The following is a 20,366-nucleotide window of genomic DNA, read 5'->3' as shown; positions in this document are numbered from 1 at the left end:
ATGGCAGCAACTTTTTCGGACGTCTGTGCCGTGGTGCCGGCCGCAGGTTTTGGCCGGCGCATGCAGACAGAGTGTCCCAAGCAGTACCTCTCAATTGGTGATAAAACGATCCTCGAGCACGCCGTGGCAGCGCTGCTGGCGCATGCCCGGGTGAAACGCGTGGTTATTGCCATCAGCCCCGGCGATGCGCGTTTTGCACAGCTCCCGCTGGCACATCATCCCCAGATTACCGTTGTTGACGGCGGCGCCGAGCGGGCCGACTCTGTTCTGGCGGGCATTCAGGCTGCCGGGAACGCTCAGTGGGTGCTGGTGCACGATGCCGCGCGTCCCTGTCTGCATCACGACGATCTGTCACGTCTGCTGGCCCTGAGTGAAACCAGTAACGTGGGCGGCATTCTGGCCGCCCCGGTGCGTGACACCATGAAGCGTGCCGAACCGGGTAAACCGGCGATTGCCCACACCGTCGAGCGCGTGGATTTATGGCACGCGCTGACGCCACAATTTTTTCCCCGCCAATTACTCCACGACTGCTTAACTCGTGCGCTTAAAGAAGGTGCGACCATTACGGACGAAGCCTCGGCGCTGGAGTATTGCGGTTTCCACCCAACGCTTGTTGAAGGGCGCGCTGATAATATAAAAGTGACGCGCCCGGAAGACTTACAGCTCGCGGAATTTTATCTTACCCGTACGACCCCTCAGGAGAAGGCATAATGCGTATTGGACACGGTTTTGATGTACACGCCTTTGGCGGCGTTGGCCCAATTATCATTGGCGGCGTGCGCATTCCATACGAAAAAGGTTTGCTGGCGCATTCTGATGGCGACGTGGCGCTGCATGCGCTGACCGACGCGCTGCTGGGTGCCGCCGCGTTGGGCGACATTGGTAAACTGTTCCCGGACACCGATCCTGCTTTTAAAGGCGCAGACAGCCGCGAACTGCTGCGCGAAGCCTGGCGTCGTATTCAGGCCAAAGGCTACACCCTCGGCAACGTTGATGTGACGATCATTGCTCAGGCACCGAAGATGCTGCCGCACATCCCTCAGATGCGCGTGTTTATCGCTGAAGATCTGGGCTGCCATATGGACGACGTCAACGTCAAAGCGACCACCACGGAGAAGCTGGGCTTTACCGGTCGTGGCGAAGGCATTGCCTGTGAAGCCGTGGCGCTGCTGGTGAAGGCGGTCAAATGACGGATTTCGACAACCTGACGTATCTGCACGGTAAACCGCAGGGCAAGGGTCTGCTGAAAGCCAACCCTGAAGATTTCGTGGTAGTGGAAGATCTGGGTTTTGAGCCGGATGGCGAAGGCGAGCATATCCTGGTGCGCATTCTGAAAAACGGCTGCAACACCCGCTTCGTGGCGGACGCGCTGGCAAAATTCCTCAACATTCACGCCCGCGAGGTGAGCTTTGCCGGTCAAAAGGATAAGCATGCCGTGACCGAACAGTGGCTTTGCGCCCGCGTGCCCGGCAATGCCATGCCCGATTTAAGCAAATTTGAGCTTGAGGGCTGTAAGGTACTGGAGTATGCCCGCCACAAACGCAAATTGCGTCCGGGAGCGTTGAAAGGCAACGATTTCACGCTAGTGCTGCGTGAAGTGGCCGACCGCGATGACGTTGAAAAACGCCTGAAGGCCATTACCGAACGCGGCGTGCCAAACTATTTTGGCGCACAGCGCTTTGGCATTGGTGGCAGCAACCTGCTGGGCGCGCTGCGCTGGGCGCAAAGCAGCGCGCCGGTGCGCGACAGGAATAAACGCAGTTTTTGGTTGTCGGCAGCCCGCAGTGCGTTGTTTAATCAGATTGTGAGCGAACGGCTGAAAAAACCGGACGCGAATCAAGTTGTTGTCGGCGATGCGCTACAATTAGCGGGACGCGGAAGCTGGTTTGTGGCAACGGCCGATGAGATGGCCGATGCCCAGTCGCGCGTGGACGCTAAAGCGCTGATGATTACCGCCGCCTTGCCGGGCTCAGGCGACTGGGGAACTCAGGGCGAGGCGCTGGCCGCTGAGCAGTCAGCGGTGGCGGATGCGCCAGAATTACAATCATTGCTGGTGCGGGAAAAAGTCGAGGCGGCGCGCCGTGCGATGCTCCTCTACCCGCAACAGCTGAGCTGGAACTGGTGGGATGACGTAACCGTCGAGTTACGCTTCTGGCTGCCGGCAGGTAGCTTTGCCACCAGTGTTGTCAGGGAACTTATCAACACGTCGGGTGATTATGCGAATATTGCTGAGTAACGATGACGGGATCCATGCGCCAGGTATTCAGACGCTGGCGAAACACCTCCGCGAATTTGCGGATGTGCAGGTCGTGGCTCCCGATCGTAACCGCAGTGGCGCGTCTAACTCATTGACGCTGGAGTCTTCACTTCGCACCTTTACCTTTGAGAATGGCGATATTGCCGTCCAGATGGGGACGCCGACCGACTGCGTGTTTCTGGGCGTAAATGCGCTGATGCGCCCGCGGCCGGATGTTGTGGTCTCCGGCATCAATGCCGGGCCGAATCTTGGCGATGATGTGATTTACTCCGGCACCGTGGCCGCGGCGATGGAGGGGCGTCACCTGGGGTTCCCGGCGCTGGCGGTCTCGTTAAACGGCAACACCCACTATGACACTGCCGCCGCGGTAACCTGCTCTATTCTCCGTGCGCTTGGCCGCGAGCCGCTGCGTACCGGACGTATCCTCAATATTAACGTGCCGGATCTCCCGCTGGACGAGATCAAAGGGATCCGCGTGACGCGCTGCGGCAGTCGCCATCCGGCCGATCAGGTTATTCCCCAGCAGGATCCGCGCGGCAATACCCTGTACTGGATCGGCCCGCCGGGAGATAAATGCGATGCCGGGCCAGACACCGACTTCGCTGCGGTGGATGAGGGTTACGTTTCCGTTACGCCGTTGCACGTAGATTTAACCGCTTATAGCGCGCATGATGTGGTGTCGGACTGGTTAGATCGGGTCGGAGTGAACGCGCAATGGTAAGTAAACGTGTACAAACTCTTCTGGAACAATTACGCGCACAGGGGATCGCCAACGAGCAGGTGCTGGATGCGCTTGCCCAGGTTCCCCGTGAGAAGTTTGTAGATGAGGCGTTTGAACACAAAGCGTGGGAAAACGTGGCGCTGCCCATCGGGCAAGGCCAGACGATTTCGCAGCCTTACATGGTGGCGCGTATGACGGAGCTTCTGGAGTTAACGCCAGACTCTCGGGTGCTGGAAATTGGCACCGGTTCAGGGTATCAGACCGCGATCCTGGCCCACCTTGTGCACCATGTCTGTTCCGTGGAACGGATTAAAGGCTTGCAGTGGCAGGCGCGCCGTCGCCTGAAACAGCTTGATTTACATAATGTATCGACACGCCACGGCGATGGATGGCAGGGTTGGCAGGCTCGCGCCCCGTTTGACGCCATAATAGTCACGGCCGCGCCACCTGAAATTCCCGCTGCACTTCTCTCGCAGCTGGACGAGGGCGGCATTCTAGTTTTGCCCGTCGGCGATGAGCAGCAGCTTTTAAAGCGCGTTCGTCGACGCGGCGGCGAGTTTATTATCGATACCGTGGAAGCCGTGCGCTTTGTGCCCCTGGTTAAGGGCGAGCTGGCCTGAGACTCGGATTTTTCCAGGGTTATTGAGGCAAATTCAGCGTATGGTGTGGCGCGATAGGTTCGTGCCATCACGGTTATTTTTAAGTCACTGGTAGTTAACACATTCCTGAGGGATAAATGAGCGCGGGAAGCCCAAAATTCACCATCAGCCGTGTTGCGGCATTATCACTGGTTTCGCTCTGGCTGGCAGGCTGTACAAGTTCTGACAATGCACCTGCGCCCGTCAGTTCCGTCAATGGAACCAGCGGCTCGGGTAACACGTCCAGCGGAATGTTGATTACCCCTCCGCCTAAAATGGGCACGTCCACGGCGCAGCAAACTCCGCAGATCCAGCCGGTTCAGCGTCCAGTTACGCAGCCTTCGCAGATTCAGCCAGTAGATCAGCCTGTTCAGACCGAAAATGGCCGCATAGTGTATAACCGTAAGTATGGGAACATTCCGAAAGGTAGCTATACCGGCGGCAGCACCTATACCGTGAAGCGCGGCGATACGCTGTTCTATATTGCCTGGATCACCGGGAACGATTTCCGCGATCTGGCACAGCGAAACAACGTCCAGGCCCCGTATGGTCTGGAAGTCGGGCAAACGCTCCAGGTAGGCAATGCAACGGGTACCCCACTGACGCCTGGCAACACGGTTTCAGCGGCCGATGTGACGGCTCAAAATAACAGCGTTAAGCCTGCACAAAAATCCACCACGGTGGTTGCTTCACAACCTGTAATTACGTATTCTGAGGATTCAGGTGATCAGAGTGCTAACAAAATGTTGCCGAATAATAAAGGTACTGCGACTGTTGTCACAGCACCGACTACGGCACCTGTGGTTAGCTCTACTGTACCGACTGCAAGCAGTCAGAATGCCAGCTCGTCAATCACCACCTGGCGCTGGCCAACTGACGGCAAGATTATCGAGAACTTTGCTACCTCTGAGGGGGGCAACAAAGGGATCGATATCGCAGGCAGTAAAGGACAGGCAATCATCGCGACCGCAGACGGGCGCGTTGTCTATGCCGGTAACGCACTGCGCGGTTACGGTAATCTTATTATCATCAAACATAATGATGATTACCTGAGTGCCTACGCCCATAACGACACTATGCTGGTCCGGGAACAACAAGAAGTTAAGGCGGGGCAAAAAATCGCTACCATGGGTAGCACCGGAACCAGTTCTACACGCTTGCATTTTGAAATTCGTTACAAGGGGAAATCCGTAAACCCGCTGCAATATTTACCGCAGCGATAAATTGATGGGACATGCCAGCTAGGGTGTCTCGTCCAGGGATCACGGGTAGGAGCCACCTTATGAGTCAGAATACGCTGAAAGTTCATGATTTAAATGAAGACGCGGAATTTGATGAGAACGGAGCAGAGGCTTTTGACGAAAAAGCCTTAGTAGAAGAGGAACCCAGTGATAACGATTTGGCTGAAGAAGAGCTGTTATCGCAGGGTGCCACACAGCGTGTGCTGGACGCGACTCAGCTTTACCTTGGGGAGATTGGTTACTCCCCACTGCTAACGGCCGAAGAAGAAGTCTATTTCGCACGTCGTGCTTTGCGTGGTGATGTTGCCTCGCGTCGTCGCATGATCGAAAGTAACCTGCGACTGGTCGTGAAAATTGCCCGCCGTTACGGCAATCGTGGTCTGGCTCTGCTGGATCTGATTGAAGAGGGCAACTTAGGTCTCATCCGCGCAGTTGAGAAGTTTGACCCGGAACGCGGGTTCCGTTTCTCAACCTACGCGACCTGGTGGATTCGTCAGACCATCGAACGGGCTATTATGAACCAGACCCGTACGATTCGACTGCCGATCCACATCGTCAAAGAGTTGAATGTTTATCTGCGTACCGCGCGCGAGTTGTCCCATAAACTGGACCACGAGCCAAGTGCGGAAGAGATTGCAGAGCAACTTGACAAACCGGTTGATGACGTAAGCCGTATGCTGCGTCTCAACGAGCGCATTACCTCGGTTGACACCCCGCTGGGTGGCGACTCCGAAAAAGCGCTGCTGGACATCCTGGCCGATGAAAAAGACAACGGCCCGGAAGACACCACGCAGGACGATGACATGAAACAGAGCATCGTCAAATGGCTGTTCGAACTGAACGCCAAACAGCGTGAAGTGCTGGCACGTCGTTTCGGTTTACTGGGGTATGAAGCTGCGACACTGGAAGACGTCGGTCGTGAGATTGGCCTGACCCGTGAACGTGTTCGTCAGATTCAGGTTGAAGGACTACGTCGCCTGCGTGAAATCCTGCAAGGGCAAGGTCTGAATATCGAAGCGCTGTTCCGCGAGTAAGCAACCATTCGTCAGAAAAGGCCCGTCGTGAGACGGGCCTTTTTTATGCCTTACGGCTGCGCCGTTTCGTGCAGCAAACGCCAGGTGATGTTATCCCCTTCCTGATTAAGCACTGCGGTTGACCAGCGCACGTTGACGGGCTGGCCTGGCCGGGTTTGCGTCTCCCGGTAATGGAGCACTGCGCCGTTGTCCCATGTCTGAAGCGTTGTTAACGCATCAATGTCGATCCTGAGCCCCGGTCGGGTTCCCCGCTGCGCATATAAAAATTGGGCAAGCGCGTGATGATCTAAAGGGTTGCCACTCGGTGGAACCATCAGAAAATCCGGACGGAAACGGGCGAGCAGGGCGTCCCGATCGCCTTCGCCTGCACCTAACCAGTTTTCAAGGGCGACGTGAATGTCGAGGATCTCTTGTTCGAAATGGGTCATGGTTGCTCCTGTTGCAGTTGCGCAAGTAACTGCGTGTTGTTAAGACGGTAGACGTACAGTACGGGCAGTAGGGTGATGACTGCGGCAAAAACAAACATCCCGTGCCAGGCGGCCAGCGGCGCGACATAATCCTGCATGAAGCTCAGCGCCTGCGCCAGCAGCAGAGCGCCCGCAAAAAAGCTCAACTGACGATTCAGATTCCATAGCGCGCTGGCATCGGGCATATCTTCCGGTCGCATCGTCAAAAACGCGCTGCTCTGAGCCGTACTGCTGCAAAGGCTTCCCCCCGCGCCCATCAGCGCAAACGCAACGGCAGGTAGCAGCATTGCCGGGCCGACGTTAACTAAAAGCAGAATGCCCGTCGCCTGCAACAGGCAACCGATGACCACCAGCGGCCGGGGGCCGATACGGTTGAAATAGCGTCCTGTCGCGGTGATAGCCACAAACGAAGCCACAGACCACGGCAGCATAAGCATGCCCGTTGCGGCGGGTGTCATATTGGCCTCGCTCTGGAGGTAATACATGCCCGTTACGTTCACGCCGATAAAAATGCCGGGTACGCACACATAGATAAGCATGGATAAGCGCAACAGCGGATCCGTCAGCAAAGACAGGTTTACTGTCCTGGTGGTGTTTATCGGCGACGGTTCTGTTTTAAGCCACGCGCAGGCCAAAGCAAAGGTGACAATGGCGACGGGCAGGGTGGCAAAAAATATCCAGCGCCAGCTGAATGTCTGAACCAGCATACCGCCCACAGCCGGTGAGCACGCGGGGGCAAGCAGTGCGACCAGCATCACCGCCGAGGAGAGTCTGGCCCGCTCATGAGGCTTAAACTGTTGCCAGGTCAGCGCCTGACCAACCGGGATCAGTAAACCCCCTCCGGCGCCCTGTACGACTCGCCAGGCAATCAGACTTTCCAGCGAAGATGAGAGACCCGCCGCAACGGAGGCCGCGCTAAAGAGAAGCAGTGAGAGCAGGATAACGCGCTTCGGCCCGACGCGGCGCGTCAGGATACTGCTGAAAGGGATGACTAGCGTCAGCCCGGCAATGTATCCGTTACTTACCCAGGCAAGCGCGGAAGGTGTGGTATTGAAAGCACGAGCCATCGCCGGAAAGGCGATACTGGCAATAAACATGTTTATCAAATCAAGGAAAAAGCCGAGCAGAAAGACGACGGCGATTTTGCTGCGATACGTCATGGAAGTTCCTCCGGTGAGGTGGCGTATCGTATCGGCCCGCGCGTTACGGATAAACGCGACAAAGCACGATATACTGTCAACATTATTTTGACAGTTAACCAGGCAAGCGATGCTTAATTTACAGCGTACGGCGATGTTTATCGCCGTAGCGGACACCGGCAGTTTCACCGCCGCAGCGGAGGCGATGGGGCTGACAAAAGCGGTGGTCAGCTTTCATATTCGTCAGCTTGAAGAGGAGCTGGGCGTCACCCTGTTGCTGCGAACCACCCGACGCCTGACGCTGACCGAGGCGGGGAAGCTCTTTCATCAACGAAGCGTGATGCTGTTACGGGATGCAGAGCGATTGCAGGATGATGTTCGCGCCAACCACGCCGGGCTGACGGGAGAACTGCGGATCACCACCACGCCCGAATATGGCTCGCAGGTGGTGGTGCCTTTGCTGGCTGAATTTAGCCAGCTGCACCCGGATCTCCGCGTGCGGCATGTCTCGTCCTCTTTGCATGCCGATCTTATCGCCGAGCGCTTCGATGTCGCTATCCGGCTCGGCACGCTTGCAGATTCGCGCTACCACGCCGCGTTGATGACCTCCTTCACCATCCTTCCCGTGGCAACGCCAGGCTGGCTGGCAAACCATCCGGTTAACTCGCTGGAGCAGCTGGCGGAAGCGGACTGGATCATTCACGAGCGTTTAACCTCTCCGCTGCGCTGGCAGGTGAGAGGCGTTGATGGGCAGTCGGTTTCCTTTGAGATCAAGAGAGCGCCGCGCCTGTATGCAGACAGCGCCCAGACGCTGATGGCTTTTGCCCTCGCGGGATGTGGAGTGGCGCTGCTGCCGGAGTGGCTGGTGCGAAACGCACTGGATGCAGGGGAACTGGTCTCGCTGTTACCGGCGTACACGTTCGCTCAGCAGGGCATCTATGCCGTTTATCCTGATGCCCGGCATGTGCCCGCGAAAGTGCGAACATTTATTGATTTTATGCGCGTCAGGGTTACTTAATCCTGCATCATCTTTTTAATGAGCGCTGAAAATTGCTCTCGTTCCGCGCCGTTAAGGCGCCCTAAAAACGCCTCATCCACCTCATTTCCAATCGGTTTACTGCTCTCAAGCAGGGCCTCACCTTCGGCCGTCAGAAAGACAAACCGACGGCGCTTGTCCGCCGGATCGTGCTCGCGCCTGACCAGGCCGCGTGCTTCCATGCGGCTCAGCATTTCTGCCAGCGTCGCTTTGGTGCTCACCGCGACTTCAGTCAGGGCAACCTGCTCAATGCCAGGATTTTCAGCAATTGACCGCATCACCGCATATTGTGGCTTGGTCAGTTCCGGCAATGCGTGCTGCCACTGGGCTGTATGCTGTTGAAAAAGCTGACGTAGCAGGTGGAAAGCTTCTTGTCTTAACTCCATGGACACTCCGACGGAAAAATACTCCCTCTATGATAGCCGCTCTCGGGCTGAATTTTAACGCGAGAGTTTTTTAGCGATTAGTGTGATCGTATACGAACGATCTTGTCAGCAGCAGGATCAAGGCGTAGTTTAATTAATATGTTCGTATACGAACAAACTAATTGAGGTGCTGAATGAGATTGATTGTGGGAATGACGGGCGCAACGGGTGCGCCATTAGGCGTGGCGTTGTTGCAGGCGCTGCGGGAAATGCCGGAGGTGGAAACGCATCTGGTGATGTCGAAGTGGGCAAAAACCACGATTGAGCTGGAAACGCCCTTCACTGCGCATGACGTTGCTGCCCTGGCGGATGTCGTCCATAGCCCGGCCGATCAGGCTGCCACCATCTCCTCCGGCTCGTTTCGCACCGACGGCATGATCGTCATCCCGTGCAGCATGAAAACGCTTGCGGGTATCCGCGCGGGCTACGCCGAAGGGCTGGTAGGGCGTGCGGCAGACGTGGTGCTGAAAGAGGGACGCAAGCTGGTGCTGGTTCCCCGTGAGACGCCGCTCAGCACCATCCATCTCGAGAACATGCTTGCCCTTTCCCGCATGGGCGTGGCGATGGTGCCGCCTATGCCTGCGTACTACAACCACCCGCAAACCGCCGATGACATTACCCAGCATATCGTGACCCGCGTTCTCGACCAGTTTGGTCTGGAGCATAAAAAAGCCCGGCGCTGGGAAGGTTTGCAGGCAGCGAAACATTTTTCACAGGAGAATAAAGATGGCATTTGATGATTTGAGAAGCTTCTTGCAGGCGCTCGATGAGCAAGGGCAGCTGCTGAAAATTGAGGAAGAGGTAAACGCTGAGCCGGATTTAGCGGCGGCCGCCAACGCTACCGGGCGCATTGGCGATGGCGCGCCTGCGCTGTGGTTCGATAATATTCGCGGTTTCACCGATGCCCGTGTGGTGATGAACACTATCGGCTCGTGGCAAAACCACGCTATTTCGATGGGGCTGCCGGCGAATACCCCGGTGAAAAAACAGATCGACGAGTTTATTCGTCGCTGGGACAAATTTCCCGTCGCGCCAGAGCGTCGTGCAAACCCGGCCTGGGCGCAGAACACGGTGGACGGGGAAGACATTAACCTGTTCGACATTCTGCCGCTGTTCCGCCTGAACGACGGTGACGGGGGCTTTTATCTCGATAAAGCATGCGTTGTCTCCCGCGATCCGCTCGACCCCGATCACTTCGGCAAGCAGAACGTCGGGATCTATCGTATGGAAGTGAAGGGCAAGCGTAAGCTCGGCCTGCAACCGGTGCCGATGCACGATATTGCGTTGCATCTGCATAAGGCAGAAGAGCGCGGCGAAGACCTGCCAATTGCCATTACGCTGGGTAACGATCCGATCATCACTCTGATGGGCGCCACGCCGCTGAAATACGATCAATCCGAGTATGAGATGGCCGGTGCGCTACGTGAAAGCCCGTATCCGATTGCGACGGCTCCGCTGACCGGTTTCGATGTGCCGTGGGGGTCGGAAGTGATCCTGGAAGGGGTGATTGAAGGCCGGAAACGTGAAATTGAAGGGCCCTTCGGTGAGTTTACCGGTCACTACTCCGGCGGGCGCAACATGACGGTTGTGCGTATCGACAAAGTTTCTTACCGCACTAAACCGATTTTCGAATCTCTCTACCTGGGCATGCCGTGGACCGAGATTGATTATCTGATGGGGCCCGCCACCTGCGTACCGCTCTATCAGCAGCTGAAGGCTGAATTCCCGGAAGTGCAGGCGGTAAACGCCATGTACACCCACGGTCTGCTGGCGATTATCTCCACTAAAAAGCGTTACGGCGGTTTTGCCCGTGCGGTCGGGCTCCGCGCCATGACCACGCCACACGGTCTGGGTTACGTGAAGATGGTGATTATGGTGGATGAAGATGTCGATCCGTTTAACCTGCCGCAGGTGATGTGGGCGCTGTCATCGAAGGTCAATCCGGCAGGCGATCTGGTGCAGCTACCGAATATGTCTGTGCTCGAGCTTGACCCTGGCTCCAGCCCGGCGGGGATCACTGACAAGCTGATCATTGATGCCACCACCCCTGTTGCCCCGGACAACCGTGGTCACTACAGCCAGCCGGTACAGGATCTCCCTGAAACCAAAGCCTGGGCCGAAAAACTGACCGCGATGCTGGCGGCACGTCAATAAGGAGGAAAAAATGATTTGTCCACGTTGTGCCGATGAACATATTGAAGTGATGGCAACATCACCGGTGAAAGGTGTCTGGACGGTATACCAGTGTCAGCACTGTCTGTATACCTGGCGCGATACCGAACCGCTGCGCCGTACCAGCCGCGAGCATTACCCGGAAGCGTTCCGCATGACGCAGAAGGATATTGATGAGGCGCCGCAGGTGCCGACGATCCCGCCGCTGCTGTAAAAAAAGCCCGGTGGCGGCTGCGCTTACCGGGCGATAATATTGTGCGGTCCTTTGCCCGGTGGCGCTACGCTTACCGGGCCTACGGGTTTTGTAGGCCGGGTAAGGCGAAGCCGTCACCCGGCAAAAAAGACCGCAGAGAACTAAACCAGACTCTTCAACCGATAAATCCACTCCAGCGCCTGTCGCGGCGTCAGGGAATCCGGGTCGAGATTTTCCAGCGCTTCCACGGCCGGAGAGGTCTCTTCCGGGACCGCCAGCAGTGACATCTGCGTACCATCTATCTGCGTCGCCGCCGCATTCGGTGACAAACTTTCCAGCTCACGCAGTTTCTGACGCGCGCGCTTGATCACCTCTTTCGGCACGCCCGCCAGCGCCGCGACGGCCAGGCCATAACTCTTGCTTGCCGCGCCGTCCTGCACCGTGTGCATAAAGGCGATGGTGTCGCCGTGCTCAAGCGCATCAAGGTGGACGTTAGCCACGCCTTCCATTTTCTCTGGCAGCTGTGTCAGTTCGAAATAGTGCGTTGCGAACAGCGTCAGCGCCTTGATTTTATTTGCCAGACTTTCCGCGCACGCCCAGGCCAGGGACAGGCCGTCATAGGTGGAGGTACCGCGTCCTACTTCGTCCATCAACACCAGACTGTTCTCTGTCGCGTTATGCAGAATGTTGGCGGTTTCGGTCATCTCGACCATAAAGGTAGAGCGACCGCTCGCCAGATCGTCCGCCGCACCCACACGGGTGAAGATACGGTCGATAGGGCCAATCTCAACTTTCTGCGCCGGAACGTAGCTGCCGATGTAGGCGAGCAGCGCGATAAGGGCTGTCTGGCGCATATAGGTGCTTTTACCGCCCATGTTGGGGCCGGTAATGATCAGCATTCTTCGCTGCGGTGACAGGTTCAACGGGTTGGCAATAAACGGTTCGTTCAGCACCTGCTCAACCACCGGGTGGCGGCCTTCGGTAATGCGAATGCCGGGTTTGTCAGTAAAGGTCGGACAGGTGTAGTTCAGCGTATCGGCGCGCTCGGCCAGGTTTACCAGGACATCCAGCTCGGCCAGCGCAGCGGCGCTCAGTTGCAGGTCAGCCAGGTGCGGCATCAGGATGTCGAACAGCTCGTCATACAGCTGTTTCTCCAGCGCCAGCGCTTTACCTTTCGACGTGAGCACTTTGTCTTCGTACTCTTTCAGCTCGGGAATAATATAGCGCTCGGCATTTTTCAGCGTCTGGCGGCGAACGTAGTGAATAGGTGCCAGGTGGCTCTGCCCACGGCTGATCTGGATATAGTAACCGTGTACCGCGTTGTAGCCGACTTTCAGGGTGTCGAGCCCCAGACGTTCACGCTCGCGGATTTCCAGCTTATCCAGATAATCCGTCGCGCCATCGGCCAGCGCACGCCATTCGTCCAGCTCTTTGTTATAACCTGGAGCAATAACCCCGCCATCCCGCACCAGAACAGGCGGCGCATCAATGATGGCGCGTTCCAGCAGTTCGCGAAGCTCGGTAAATTCGCCCATGGTTTCGCGCAGCTTCTGCACTGGCGCGCTGTCGATCTCTCCCAGCTGGGCGCGCAGTTCCGGCAACTGCTGGAACGCGTGGCGCATACGGGCGAGATCGCGTGGACGCGCGGTGCGCAGTGCCAGGCGCGCCAGGATACGCTCAAGATCACCCACCTGACGCAGCACCGGCTGCAAGTCGGTGTAACGATCCTGCAATGCGGCAATGGTTTGCTGGCGACCGATCAGCGTGTCGGTATTGCGGATCGGCATATGCAGCCAGCGTTTGAGCATACGGCTGCCCATGGGGGTAACCGTGCTGTCGAGAACCGACGCCAGCGTATTTTCCATGCCGCCAGCGAGGTTCTGAGTGATCTCCAGGTTGCGGCGCGTGGCGGCATCCATGATGATGCTGTCCTGCTGACGCTCCATGGTAATGGAACGGATATGGGGCAGGGCGGTACGCTGCGTATCCTTAACGTACTGCAACAGGCAGCCTGCGGCACACAGCCCGCGCGGGGCGTTTTCTACGCCAAAGCCAATCAAATCTCGCGTGCCAAATTGCAGGTTCAGCTGCTGGCGCGCGGTATCAATTTCGAACTCCCACAGTGGACGACGACGCAGGCCGCGGCGACCTTCAATCAGCGCCGTCTCGGCGAAATCCTCTGCATAAAGCAGTTCTGCCGGATTGGTGCGCTGTAGTTCAGCCGCCATGGTTTCACGGTCAGCCGGTTCACTCAGGCGAAAACGACCGGAGCTGATATCCAGCGTGGCGTAGCCAAACCCTTTACCGTCCTGCCAGATCGCCGCCAGCAGGTTATCCTGGCGCTCCTGAAGCAGGGCCTCATCGCTGATGGTTCCCGGCGTCACGATGCGTACGACCTTGCGCTCAACGGGGCCTTTCGACGTGGCCGGGTCGCCAATTTGTTCGCAGATAGCGACAGACTCACCCTGGTTCACCAGCTTCGCCAGATAGTTTTCAACCGCGTGATGCGGGATACCTGCCATCGGGATGGGCTCGCCTGCCGACGCGCCACGTTTCGTCAGGGAAATGTCGAGCAGCTGAGACGCACGTTTCGCATCGTCATAAAAAAGCTCGTAAAAATCGCCCATACGGTAAAACAGCAAAATTTCCGGATGCTGTGCTTTCAGCTTCAGGTACTGCTGCATCATTGGCGTATGCGCGTCGAAATTGTCGATTGTGCTCATGGAGTTATGATATCCATTTCTTTGAAAATATTACGCTTTGAGCGGCTCAATGGCCGATTGTTCCTTCTATTGTCGCATGAAAAAAAGGTGCGGCGCAGAAAAAAGTCACGACTTTACGAGGCATCTTCCACCATTAATTCAATGATGATTTTCCCGTGCTCGACGCCCACCCGAACCTGCGAGTTGGTGGTAAATCCCGCTTGCTCAAGCCAGTCGCCTTTCAGGCTCAGCGCTGCGTGTACGCTGTAGCGTTTTGGAATTTTCGTTTTACGGTCTTCATGACGTTTTCTGAAGTAACCCACTTTCAAGTGACGATAGGGTTTGGCGATCGCGATCTCTTGCATAAGCTCTCCGGTGAATGCGGTCAAAGGTGGTTATTTATGCCTGTATAAAATACCAGTAAAACGCAGCGGGGGGCGGGGTAATTCTGGAAGGGCGCTTCAGAAAATGGAATGCAATGACTGAAAATGTGCGGATAAAAGGGTATTATAAATGCACTTTATTGTTGAGGACGACGTTATGTCCGGTAAACGTATTTCACGAGAAAAAAAGACGATCGCCAGAATGATCGCCCTGTACGAAAACAGGTGTCCGCACGCCATAAAAGAAGAGGGGCACTATTCAGCGCTCAAGGCTTATGCCGATAAGCGGCTGGATAAATGCGTGTTTGGTGAGGAAAAACCTGCCTGCAAACAGTGCCCTGTGCACTGTTATCAGCCCGCCCGACGGGAAGAGATGAAGCAGGTGATGCGCTGGGCAGGGCCACGTATGTTATGGCGCCATCCGATTCTGACCATCCGTCATCTGATCGACGATCGCCGTCCGGTTCCGGAATTACCCGAAAAGTATCGGCCCAAAAAATAACCGGCTCCGCGCCGCAGTGGGCGACAAATTACGCGCAGGGCGACGTCGCCGGAATGACGGGTTAATTCAGGCTCTCTTTATCGATTCCCAGACGCTTCATGCGCGAGAGCAGGGTGGTACGCTTCAGCCCCAGCCGTTGCGCCGCACCTTTCGGTCCGGCTACCACGCCGTTGGTCTCCTTCAGCACTCGCATAATGAGCTGATATTCATCTTCTCCCTCTTTCGCAAGCTCGGTTGCGGTCACGGTCGTTTCAGAGAGAGTAACCTCTGGCAGGGAGAGCTGGAGCACGTTCCCGCGGGTCAGCAGGACCGCGCGCTCAATGACGTTTTCCAGCTCGCGCACGTTCCCCGGCCACTCCATCGCCGAGAGTGTGCGTAGCGTTTCGGCAGGAATACTGTCGATATTTCGCCCCATCCGGCGGGCAATCTTCGCGGTAAAGGCTTTTACCAGCAGCGGAATATCTTCCGGGCGCTCGCGCAGCGGCGGCAGGCAGATCGGGAAGACGTTCAGGCGATAGTAAAGATCGCTGCGAAACTCGCGGTCGGCGACCATTTTTTTCAGATCGCGATTGGTGGCGGCAATCAGACGCACGTCGGTCTGGATCAGCTTGTTGCTGCCGAGGCGCTCGAACTCCTGCTCCTGCAAAACGCGCAGCAGCTTGGGCTGAAGCTCCAGCGGCATATCGCCCACTTCGTCGAGGAACAACGAGCTTTTATCCGCCAGTTCAAAACGGCCCAGCCGCTGGCTGCTGGCGCCGGTAAAGGCGCCACGCTCGTGGCCGAACAGGTCGCTTTCCAGTAAGCCCGCAGGCATCGCCGCGCAGTTCATCTTCACCATCCGGCGGCTATTGCGGTTGCTCAGGTTGTGGATCGCCCGGGCAATCAGCTCTTTCCCGGTACCGGTTTCACCGAGGATCAGCACCGTGCTGTCGCTCTGCGCCACCATTTCCACCTGCTTAAGGACGCTGTACATGGCATCGCTGCGTCCGATGATTTCGCCAAACTCGCTGTCCACGTTGTTGAGCTGCTCGGTCAGCGCCAGGTTTTCGTCCACCAGCCTCTCCTTCAGGCGGTGGATCTCCTGATAGGCGAGGGCGTTATCCAGCGCAATGGAGATACGCTCGGCGATCTGGCGCAGCAGCTTCAGGTTGGCGGTGGTAAATACGGCCTCATCGCACTGCGCCAGTTTAAGCACGCCGAGCATGGTGTTGCCGGACATCAGCGGCAGCAGGCACAGGGTCTGGATCTTGTTGCCCCAGGTGTTGAACAACATCCGCTCGTAGGGGGCTACCGGATCCTGTTCATTGAGATTGAGCAGCAGGATCTCTTTGCTTTTAAATACCCGCTCGGACAGCGTTCCCGCTTCGTCCACTTCGCTCTGCTCGTGCGCCGGGTTGGCTTCATCAAGGTAGTGGGTGGAGTAGATGTTCAGCTTGCCTTTCCGGTTGCCGCGTAGCGCAATGCTGATGGCATCGATTTTAAAATAGTGATGGATCTCTTTTGACACTTCGCTGACCAGCTCATCCATGTCCAGGCGGGAGAGCACGGCGTTGGTGATGGCAACCAGAATGCGGAAGTTATCGCGCTCGCGGCTCAGCAGGTCGTAGTCCACGTTATTGGTGACGCGGCTTTGGATCTGCTCCGCGACAACGGCCACAATCTGGGTAAAGGTGTGCAGGCGTTCGTACTCCGCCTCGCTCCAGGGCTGGTCGGTATCGCGGATAAACTCGCAGCCGCCAAAAATTTGCCCTTCCACCGCCAGCGGCAGCATGCTGTAGTGGCCGAACGGGTGGTAAAGATTGCTCTCTGCCAGCTTCGGCCAGGCCTGGCGAAACTGGTCAAAATTGCAGTGCAGCGCTTCCGGGCGGGAGAGAATACGCCGCACCGGACCGTGGGCCAGAAACGTTTCATCTTCATATTCGAAGATTTTGCCGTTATCACGCGTTGAGAAATAGCTCGCGCGGTGGGTTGCGCTATGCCAGAGCACAATGGCGGCGCTGTCCGCCAGCGCTGATTGCCTGACCAGCCGCGTCAGGGCATCGCTCAGCGCGCCGAGATCGGGCTGTTGTAAAAGTGTGCGCGTGATGTCAAACAGGCCCTGCTGTCCAAGATCGCTCATCGGTGTATACGGCATTGTTGCTTTCCAATAGAAACTGGCAAAAAGAGAAATTCAGCGCTGACCGCTTTTGGCGCGGTCTAGCAAATTCGGGGTAACGGTTCAGCGTGCGGCAGATCCAGCGTGCGCTTCACGCCGTAAAGCCCGGTCAGGCGCACCCCTTTGCGCTCAACCACGTCGCCGATGATGGCCGCGTCTTTCCCTAAAGGATGTGCGCGCAGCTGTGCAAGTACGGCTTCCGCCGCCGCGCGTTCCACGCCGATCACCAGCTTGCCCTCATTGGCAAAGTTAAGCGGGTCTAGCCCTAATAGCTCGCACAGCCCGCGCACGGCGGGCTTAACGGGCAGGCCGCGCTCGGTCAGCTCAATCCCGCAGCCGCAGCTTGCCGCGAACTCGTGCACGACGGCATTCACGCCGCCCCGCGTGGCGTCGCGCAGGGCTTTTACGCCCGACATGTCGCGCAGCGTCTGGATCAGCGGCGTGAGTACCGCGCAGTCACTGCGCAGCTCGCCATCCAGCCCCAGGCCTTCGCGCAGGTTCAGGATGGTTGCCCCGTGGCAGCCCAGCGTGCCGCTGACAATCAGCACGTCGCCTGCGCAAAGCTGCTGCGCGCTCCAGTGAATGTCGGCAGGGATCGCCCCCATCCCGGCGGTGTTGATGAAGAGCTTATCCGCCGCGCCGCGCTGTACCACCTTGGTATCCCCGGTGACGATGGCGATCCCCGCCTCGCGGGCGGTGTGCGCCATGCTGTTGACCACCGCCGTGAGCGTCTCCATCGGTAACCCTTCTTCGAGGATAAACCCGCAGGAGAGGTAGCGGGGGATCGCGCCGCTGACGGCGACGTCGTTTGCCGTGCCGCAGACGGCGAGCTTGCCGATATCGCCTCCCGGGAAGAACAGCGGGTCAATCACGTAGCTGTCGGTAGAGAACGCCAGCCTGTCACCGTGGGCGGTCAGGGCCGCGAGGTCAATACGCGCCTGATCTTCCTGCTCGGCGAGCCAGGGGTTATTAAAGGCTTCCATAAACAGCCGGTTAATCAGCTGCTGCATCGCCTGTCCACCGCTTCCGTGCGCCATTTCCACCGTGTTCATGCTTCACACTCCTGGTTGCGATAGTGATACCACGCGGCGCATGCCCCTTCGGAAGAGACCATCAGCGCGCCAAACGCGGTTTGCGGGTTACAGGCGTTGCCAAATAACGGGCAGTGATGAGGTTTGCATTTGCCGGTGAGTACGTCGCCACAGCGGGCGCGGGGATCGTCGCACACCTGCTGCGGCTGCGGGCGGAAATGCGCTTCGGCGTCGAAGGCGCGATACGTGGGCGTCAGGTGCACGCCGGATTCGGCAATCAGCCCCAGTCCGCGCCACTCGCTGTCGCCTTCGACGCTAAACACGTCGGCTATGGCCTGCTGTGCCCGTCTGTTACCTGCATCGGGCACCACGCGACGATACTGATTTTCCACCGCACTCAGGGCCGCTATTTTCTGCTCAACCAGCATGGTCACGCCTTGCAGTAGATCAAGTGGCTCGAAACCAGCCACCACTAACGGACGATTGTACTGTTCAGCGATAAAACCGTAGGCTTCTGTGCCGATCACCATGCTGACGTGGCCCGGCGCCAGAAACGCGTCGATACCGTTATCCGGCGCTTCAAGCAGGCTGCGCAGCGTGGGAATAAGCGTGATGTGCTGGCAGAAAAAGTAAAAGTTAGTGACGTTGCGGGCTTTCGCCTGCTGGAGGGTAATGGCGGTGGCGGGCATGGTGGTTTCAAAACCCAGCCCGAAAAAGACGACCTTACGCTCAGGATTAGCCATCGCCAGCGTCAGGGCATCCATCGGTGAGTAGACGATCCGCACGTCTGCGCCGCGCGCCTTCGCCTGGAGCAGCGAGCCATTTTTTCCCGGTACACGCATGGCGTCGCCAAAGGTGCAAAAAATCACACCGGGGCGGCTGGCGATGTCGATACAGCTGTCGATGCGCCCCATCGGCAGCACGCACACCGGGCAGCCGGGGCCGTGGATAAACTCGATGTTCTCCGGCAGCAGCTGGTCGAGGCCAAATTTAAAGATGGCGTGGGTGTGTCCGCCGCACACCTCCATGATCCGCAGCGGTTTTTCTTTCGTGTAGTCCAGCAGCGAGGCGCGGGTTTTCAGGCGATCGATAAGCTGCAACACCTGCTCCGGCGCGCGATATTCATCAACGTAACGCATGTGTTATCGCTCCTCGCCATACAGCAGGGCGCCCACGTCCGGCTCGACGTCAAACATATTCTGTAGCGCATCCAGCGTGTCGCGGGCTTCTTCCTCATTAATCACGCTCATGGCAAAACCCACGTGGACCAGCACCCACTGGCCGAGACGCGTTGCGCCGGTCTCATCGTGGCTGCCTACCAGCGTCAGGTCGACATCGCGCAGGATGCCGCAGACCTCCACTTTGGCCTGATTGCCGTCGAGGGAATGAATTTGTCCGGGGACGCCTATGCACATCGTTCGTTCTCCAGCCAGTTCAGCCAGGCGTCCATCCCGTCGCCGCGCGTGGCGGAAACCAGCAGGATCTCAATGTCCGGGTTCACTTCCCGGGCGTAAGCCAGGCACTTATCCACGTCGAAATTCAGGTACGGCAGCAGGTCGACCTTGTTCAGCAGCATGAGGGAGGCGGCGGCAAACATATGCGGATATTTAAGCGGCTTGTCTTCCCCTTCGGTCACCGAGAGCACCGCCACTTTATGCCGCTCGCCGAGGTCGAAGCTTGCCGGGCAGACCAGGTTGCCGACGTTTTCAATAAACAGGATACCGTTATCCGCCAGCGGCAGGCGCGGGGCGGCGTCGGCAATCATCTGCGCGTCCAGGTGGCACCCTTTCCCGGTGTTGACCTGAATCGCAGGCGTACCGGTTTCGCGGATGCGCGCCGCGTCGTTTACCGTTTGCTGGTCACCTTCGATCACGGCGCAGGAGACGCGTTTATTCAGCCGTTTGAGGGTTTCGGTCAGCAGCGTGGTTTTACCGGAGCCGGGGCTGGAGACCAGGTTCAGCACCAGCTGTTCGCGCGCGGCAAAGCGGGCGCGATTGCGGGCGGCGAGCTGGTTATTCTTGTCCAGCACGTTGATCTCCACCTCCAGCATCTGGCGCTGGCTGATGCCCGGCGCGTGCGTACCCGCTTCGCCGTGGCCGTAATGGAGGTCGCCCGCGTCGGAACGCTGCGGGGCAAAGGTGATGCCGGTCAGGGCCGCCGCGGGACGCGGGGCAGGAGAAAAGGGCGCGGAGCGAAACGCGGAGTGGGGACGGTGTTCATCCCCTTCTATATACAGGTTGCCTTCAGCGCAACCGCAGGTACTACACATA

At 57.8% G+C, this 20,366-nt stretch carries 23 protein-coding genes; 12 read left to right on the top strand and 11 right to left on the bottom strand.

All coding sequences use genetic code 11. The features are described from left to right. From ispD to ACQG1Y_RS18425, 5 genes are read left to right on the top strand one after another with little or no spacing between them, the layout of a single operon-like run. Complete coding sequence (ispD, locus tag ACQG1Y_RS18445; RefSeq protein WP_017382818.1) at nt 1–711, top strand: 2-C-methyl-D-erythritol 4-phosphate cytidylyltransferase; 711 nt, start codon at nt 1–3, stop codon at nt 709–711. Then, nucleotides 711–1,190, top strand: a complete 480-nt coding sequence (ispF, locus tag ACQG1Y_RS18440; RefSeq protein ID WP_015571711.1) for a 2-C-methyl-D-erythritol 2,4-cyclodiphosphate synthase — start codon at nt 711–713, stop codon at nt 1,188–1,190. The genes ispD and ispF overlap by 1 nt, the downstream gene beginning before the upstream one ends. Then, nucleotides 1,187–2,236 (top strand): tRNA pseudouridine(13) synthase TruD, encoded by a 1,050-nt coding sequence (gene truD / locus ACQG1Y_RS18435; RefSeq protein ID WP_045344497.1) that lies wholly within the window; start codon nt 1,187–1,189, stop codon nt 2,234–2,236. Before ispF ends, truD begins: the two co-directional genes overlap by 4 nt. After that, nucleotides 2,217–2,978 (top strand): 5'/3'-nucleotidase SurE, encoded by a 762-nt coding sequence (gene surE / locus ACQG1Y_RS18430; protein WP_368740789.1) that lies wholly within the window; start codon nt 2,217–2,219, stop codon nt 2,976–2,978. The genes truD and surE overlap by 20 nt, the downstream gene beginning before the upstream one ends. After that, on the top strand, nt 2,972–3,598 hold the full coding sequence (locus tag ACQG1Y_RS18425; RefSeq protein ID WP_015571709.1) for a protein-L-isoaspartate(D-aspartate) O-methyltransferase: 627 nt from the start codon (nt 2,972–2,974) through the stop codon (nt 3,596–3,598). The genes surE and ACQG1Y_RS18425 overlap by 7 nt, the downstream gene beginning before the upstream one ends. Before the next feature lie 94 nt (nt 3,599–3,692). On the opposite strand, the gene ACQG1Y_RS18420 is transcribed toward ACQG1Y_RS18425, so the two are convergent. Continuing rightward, complete coding sequence (locus tag ACQG1Y_RS18420; protein WP_426736934.1) at nt 3,693–3,833, bottom strand: peptidase; 141 nt, start codon at nt 3,831–3,833, stop codon at nt 3,693–3,695. Between ACQG1Y_RS18420 and nlpD the strand changes: the two genes are divergently transcribed. Both nlpD and rpoS read left to right on the top strand, forming a co-directional pair. Then, nucleotides 3,766–4,839, top strand: a complete 1,074-nt coding sequence (gene nlpD / locus ACQG1Y_RS18415; protein ID WP_223230139.1) for a murein hydrolase activator NlpD — start codon at nt 3,766–3,768, stop codon at nt 4,837–4,839. The two genes, ACQG1Y_RS18420 and nlpD, sit on opposite strands and share 68 nt — an antisense overlap. Nucleotides 4,840–4,898: 59 nt before the next feature. Then, nucleotides 4,899–5,891, top strand: a complete 993-nt coding sequence (gene rpoS, locus ACQG1Y_RS18410) for an RNA polymerase sigma factor RpoS (protein ID WP_013098493.1) — start codon at nt 4,899–4,901, stop codon at nt 5,889–5,891. A 50-nt stretch (nt 5,892–5,941) separates the two neighbouring features. On the opposite strand, the gene ACQG1Y_RS18405 is transcribed toward rpoS, so the two are convergent. Both ACQG1Y_RS18405 and ACQG1Y_RS18400 read right to left on the bottom strand, forming a co-directional pair. Further along, the gene (locus ACQG1Y_RS18405) at nt 5,942–6,319 is read right to left on the bottom strand and encodes a DUF4440 domain-containing protein (protein WP_015571707.1); all 378 of its coding nucleotides are present in this window, start codon (nt 6,317–6,319) and stop codon (nt 5,942–5,944) included. Further along, nucleotides 6,316–7,518 (bottom strand): MFS transporter, encoded by a 1,203-nt coding sequence (locus ACQG1Y_RS18400; RefSeq protein ID WP_032671931.1) that lies wholly within the window; start codon nt 7,516–7,518, stop codon nt 6,316–6,318. The genes ACQG1Y_RS18405 and ACQG1Y_RS18400 overlap by 4 nt, the downstream gene beginning before the upstream one ends. Nucleotides 7,519–7,627: 109 nt before the next feature. Between ACQG1Y_RS18400 and ACQG1Y_RS18395 the strand changes: the two genes are divergently transcribed. Beyond that, complete coding sequence (locus ACQG1Y_RS18395) at nt 7,628–8,515, top strand: LysR family transcriptional regulator (RefSeq protein WP_048973208.1); 888 nt, start codon at nt 7,628–7,630, stop codon at nt 8,513–8,515. Here the strand turns inward: ACQG1Y_RS18395 and ACQG1Y_RS18390 are convergent. Then, nucleotides 8,512–8,919 carry a MarR family winged helix-turn-helix transcriptional regulator gene (locus ACQG1Y_RS18390; protein WP_015571704.1) on the bottom strand — a complete coding sequence of 136 codons (408 nt, stop codon included), beginning with the start codon at nt 8,917–8,919 and terminating at the stop codon, nt 8,512–8,514. The two genes, ACQG1Y_RS18395 and ACQG1Y_RS18390, sit on opposite strands and share 4 nt — an antisense overlap. Nucleotides 8,920–9,092: 173 nt before the next feature. Between ACQG1Y_RS18390 and ACQG1Y_RS18385 the strand changes: the two genes are divergently transcribed. From ACQG1Y_RS18385 to ACQG1Y_RS18375, 3 genes are read left to right on the top strand one after another with little or no spacing between them, the layout of a single operon-like run. Then, entirely contained in the window at nt 9,093–9,695 is a 603-nt protein-coding gene (locus ACQG1Y_RS18385) for a non-oxidative hydroxyarylic acid decarboxylases subunit B (protein WP_003862111.1), read from the top strand. Continuing rightward, a complete protein-coding gene (locus ACQG1Y_RS18380) occupies nt 9,685–11,112 on the top strand; it encodes a non-oxidative hydroxyarylic acid decarboxylases subunit C (RefSeq protein ID WP_015571702.1) in 1,428 nt (475 codons plus the stop codon). The genes ACQG1Y_RS18385 and ACQG1Y_RS18380 overlap by 11 nt, the downstream gene beginning before the upstream one ends. A 10-nt stretch (nt 11,113–11,122) precedes the next feature. Then, the gene (locus tag ACQG1Y_RS18375; protein ID WP_003862116.1) at nt 11,123–11,344 is read left to right on the top strand and encodes a non-oxidative hydroxyarylic acid decarboxylases subunit D; all 222 of its coding nucleotides are present in this window, start codon (nt 11,123–11,125) and stop codon (nt 11,342–11,344) included. A gap of 140 nt (nt 11,345–11,484) precedes the next feature. Here the strand turns inward: ACQG1Y_RS18375 and mutS are convergent, their stop codons facing one another. Together mutS and ACQG1Y_RS18365 are read right to left on the bottom strand one after the other, a co-directional pair. Next, nucleotides 11,485–14,046 carry a DNA mismatch repair protein MutS gene (gene mutS / locus ACQG1Y_RS18370; protein ID WP_045349494.1) on the bottom strand — a complete coding sequence of 854 codons (2,562 nt, stop codon included), beginning with the start codon at nt 14,044–14,046 and terminating at the stop codon, nt 11,485–11,487. A gap of 113 nt (nt 14,047–14,159) precedes the next feature. Continuing rightward, entirely contained in the window at nt 14,160–14,390 is a 231-nt protein-coding gene (locus ACQG1Y_RS18365; protein ID WP_017692767.1) for a SymE family type I addiction module toxin, read from the bottom strand. A 175-nt stretch (nt 14,391–14,565) separates the two neighbouring features. Here ACQG1Y_RS18365 and ACQG1Y_RS18360 point away from each other — a divergent pair, with 175 nt between their 5' ends. Then, entirely contained in the window at nt 14,566–14,910 is a 345-nt protein-coding gene (locus ACQG1Y_RS18360; RefSeq protein WP_022649174.1) for a nitrous oxide-stimulated promoter family protein, read from the top strand. A 61-nt stretch (nt 14,911–14,971) separates the two neighbouring features. Here the strand turns inward: ACQG1Y_RS18360 and flhA are convergent, their stop codons facing one another. The 5 genes from flhA to hypB all read right to left on the bottom strand — a co-directional run bounded on the left by flhA (nt 14,972) and on the right by hypB (nt 20,365). After that, nucleotides 14,972–17,044: a formate hydrogenlyase transcriptional activator FlhA gene (flhA, locus tag ACQG1Y_RS18355; RefSeq protein WP_032669319.1), complete on the bottom strand. Its 2,073-nt coding sequence runs from the start codon at nt 17,042–17,044 to the stop codon at nt 14,972–14,974. 62 nt (nt 17,045–17,106) lie between these two features. Beyond that, nucleotides 17,107–18,117, bottom strand: coding sequence for a hydrogenase expression/formation protein HypE (hypE, locus tag ACQG1Y_RS18350; RefSeq protein ID WP_033487584.1), 1,011 nt, complete (start codon nt 18,115–18,117; stop codon nt 17,107–17,109). Continuing rightward, on the bottom strand, nt 18,114–19,235 hold the full coding sequence (gene hypD, locus ACQG1Y_RS18345) for a hydrogenase formation protein HypD (RefSeq protein ID WP_032671927.1): 1,122 nt from the start codon (nt 19,233–19,235) through the stop codon (nt 18,114–18,116). The genes hypE and hypD overlap by 4 nt, the downstream gene beginning before the upstream one ends. Before the next feature lie 3 nt (nt 19,236–19,238). Next, nucleotides 19,239–19,511 carry a HypC/HybG/HupF family hydrogenase formation chaperone gene (locus ACQG1Y_RS18340; RefSeq protein WP_015571696.1) on the bottom strand — a complete coding sequence of 91 codons (273 nt, stop codon included), beginning with the start codon at nt 19,509–19,511 and terminating at the stop codon, nt 19,239–19,241. Further along, a complete protein-coding gene (gene hypB / locus ACQG1Y_RS18335) occupies nt 19,502–20,365 on the bottom strand; it encodes a hydrogenase nickel incorporation protein HypB (RefSeq protein WP_015571695.1) in 864 nt (287 codons plus the stop codon). Before hypB ends, ACQG1Y_RS18340 begins: the two co-directional genes overlap by 10 nt. Nucleotide 20,366: the final 1 nt, after the last annotated feature.

It is taken from the genome of Enterobacter cloacae complex sp. 397G4 (assembly GCF_050031515.1).
In the GTDB taxonomy this organism is placed as follows: domain Bacteria; phylum Pseudomonadota; class Gammaproteobacteria; order Enterobacterales; family Enterobacteriaceae; genus Enterobacter; species Enterobacter hormaechei_C.
This window is presented reverse-complemented; position numbering and strand designations above follow the sequence as displayed.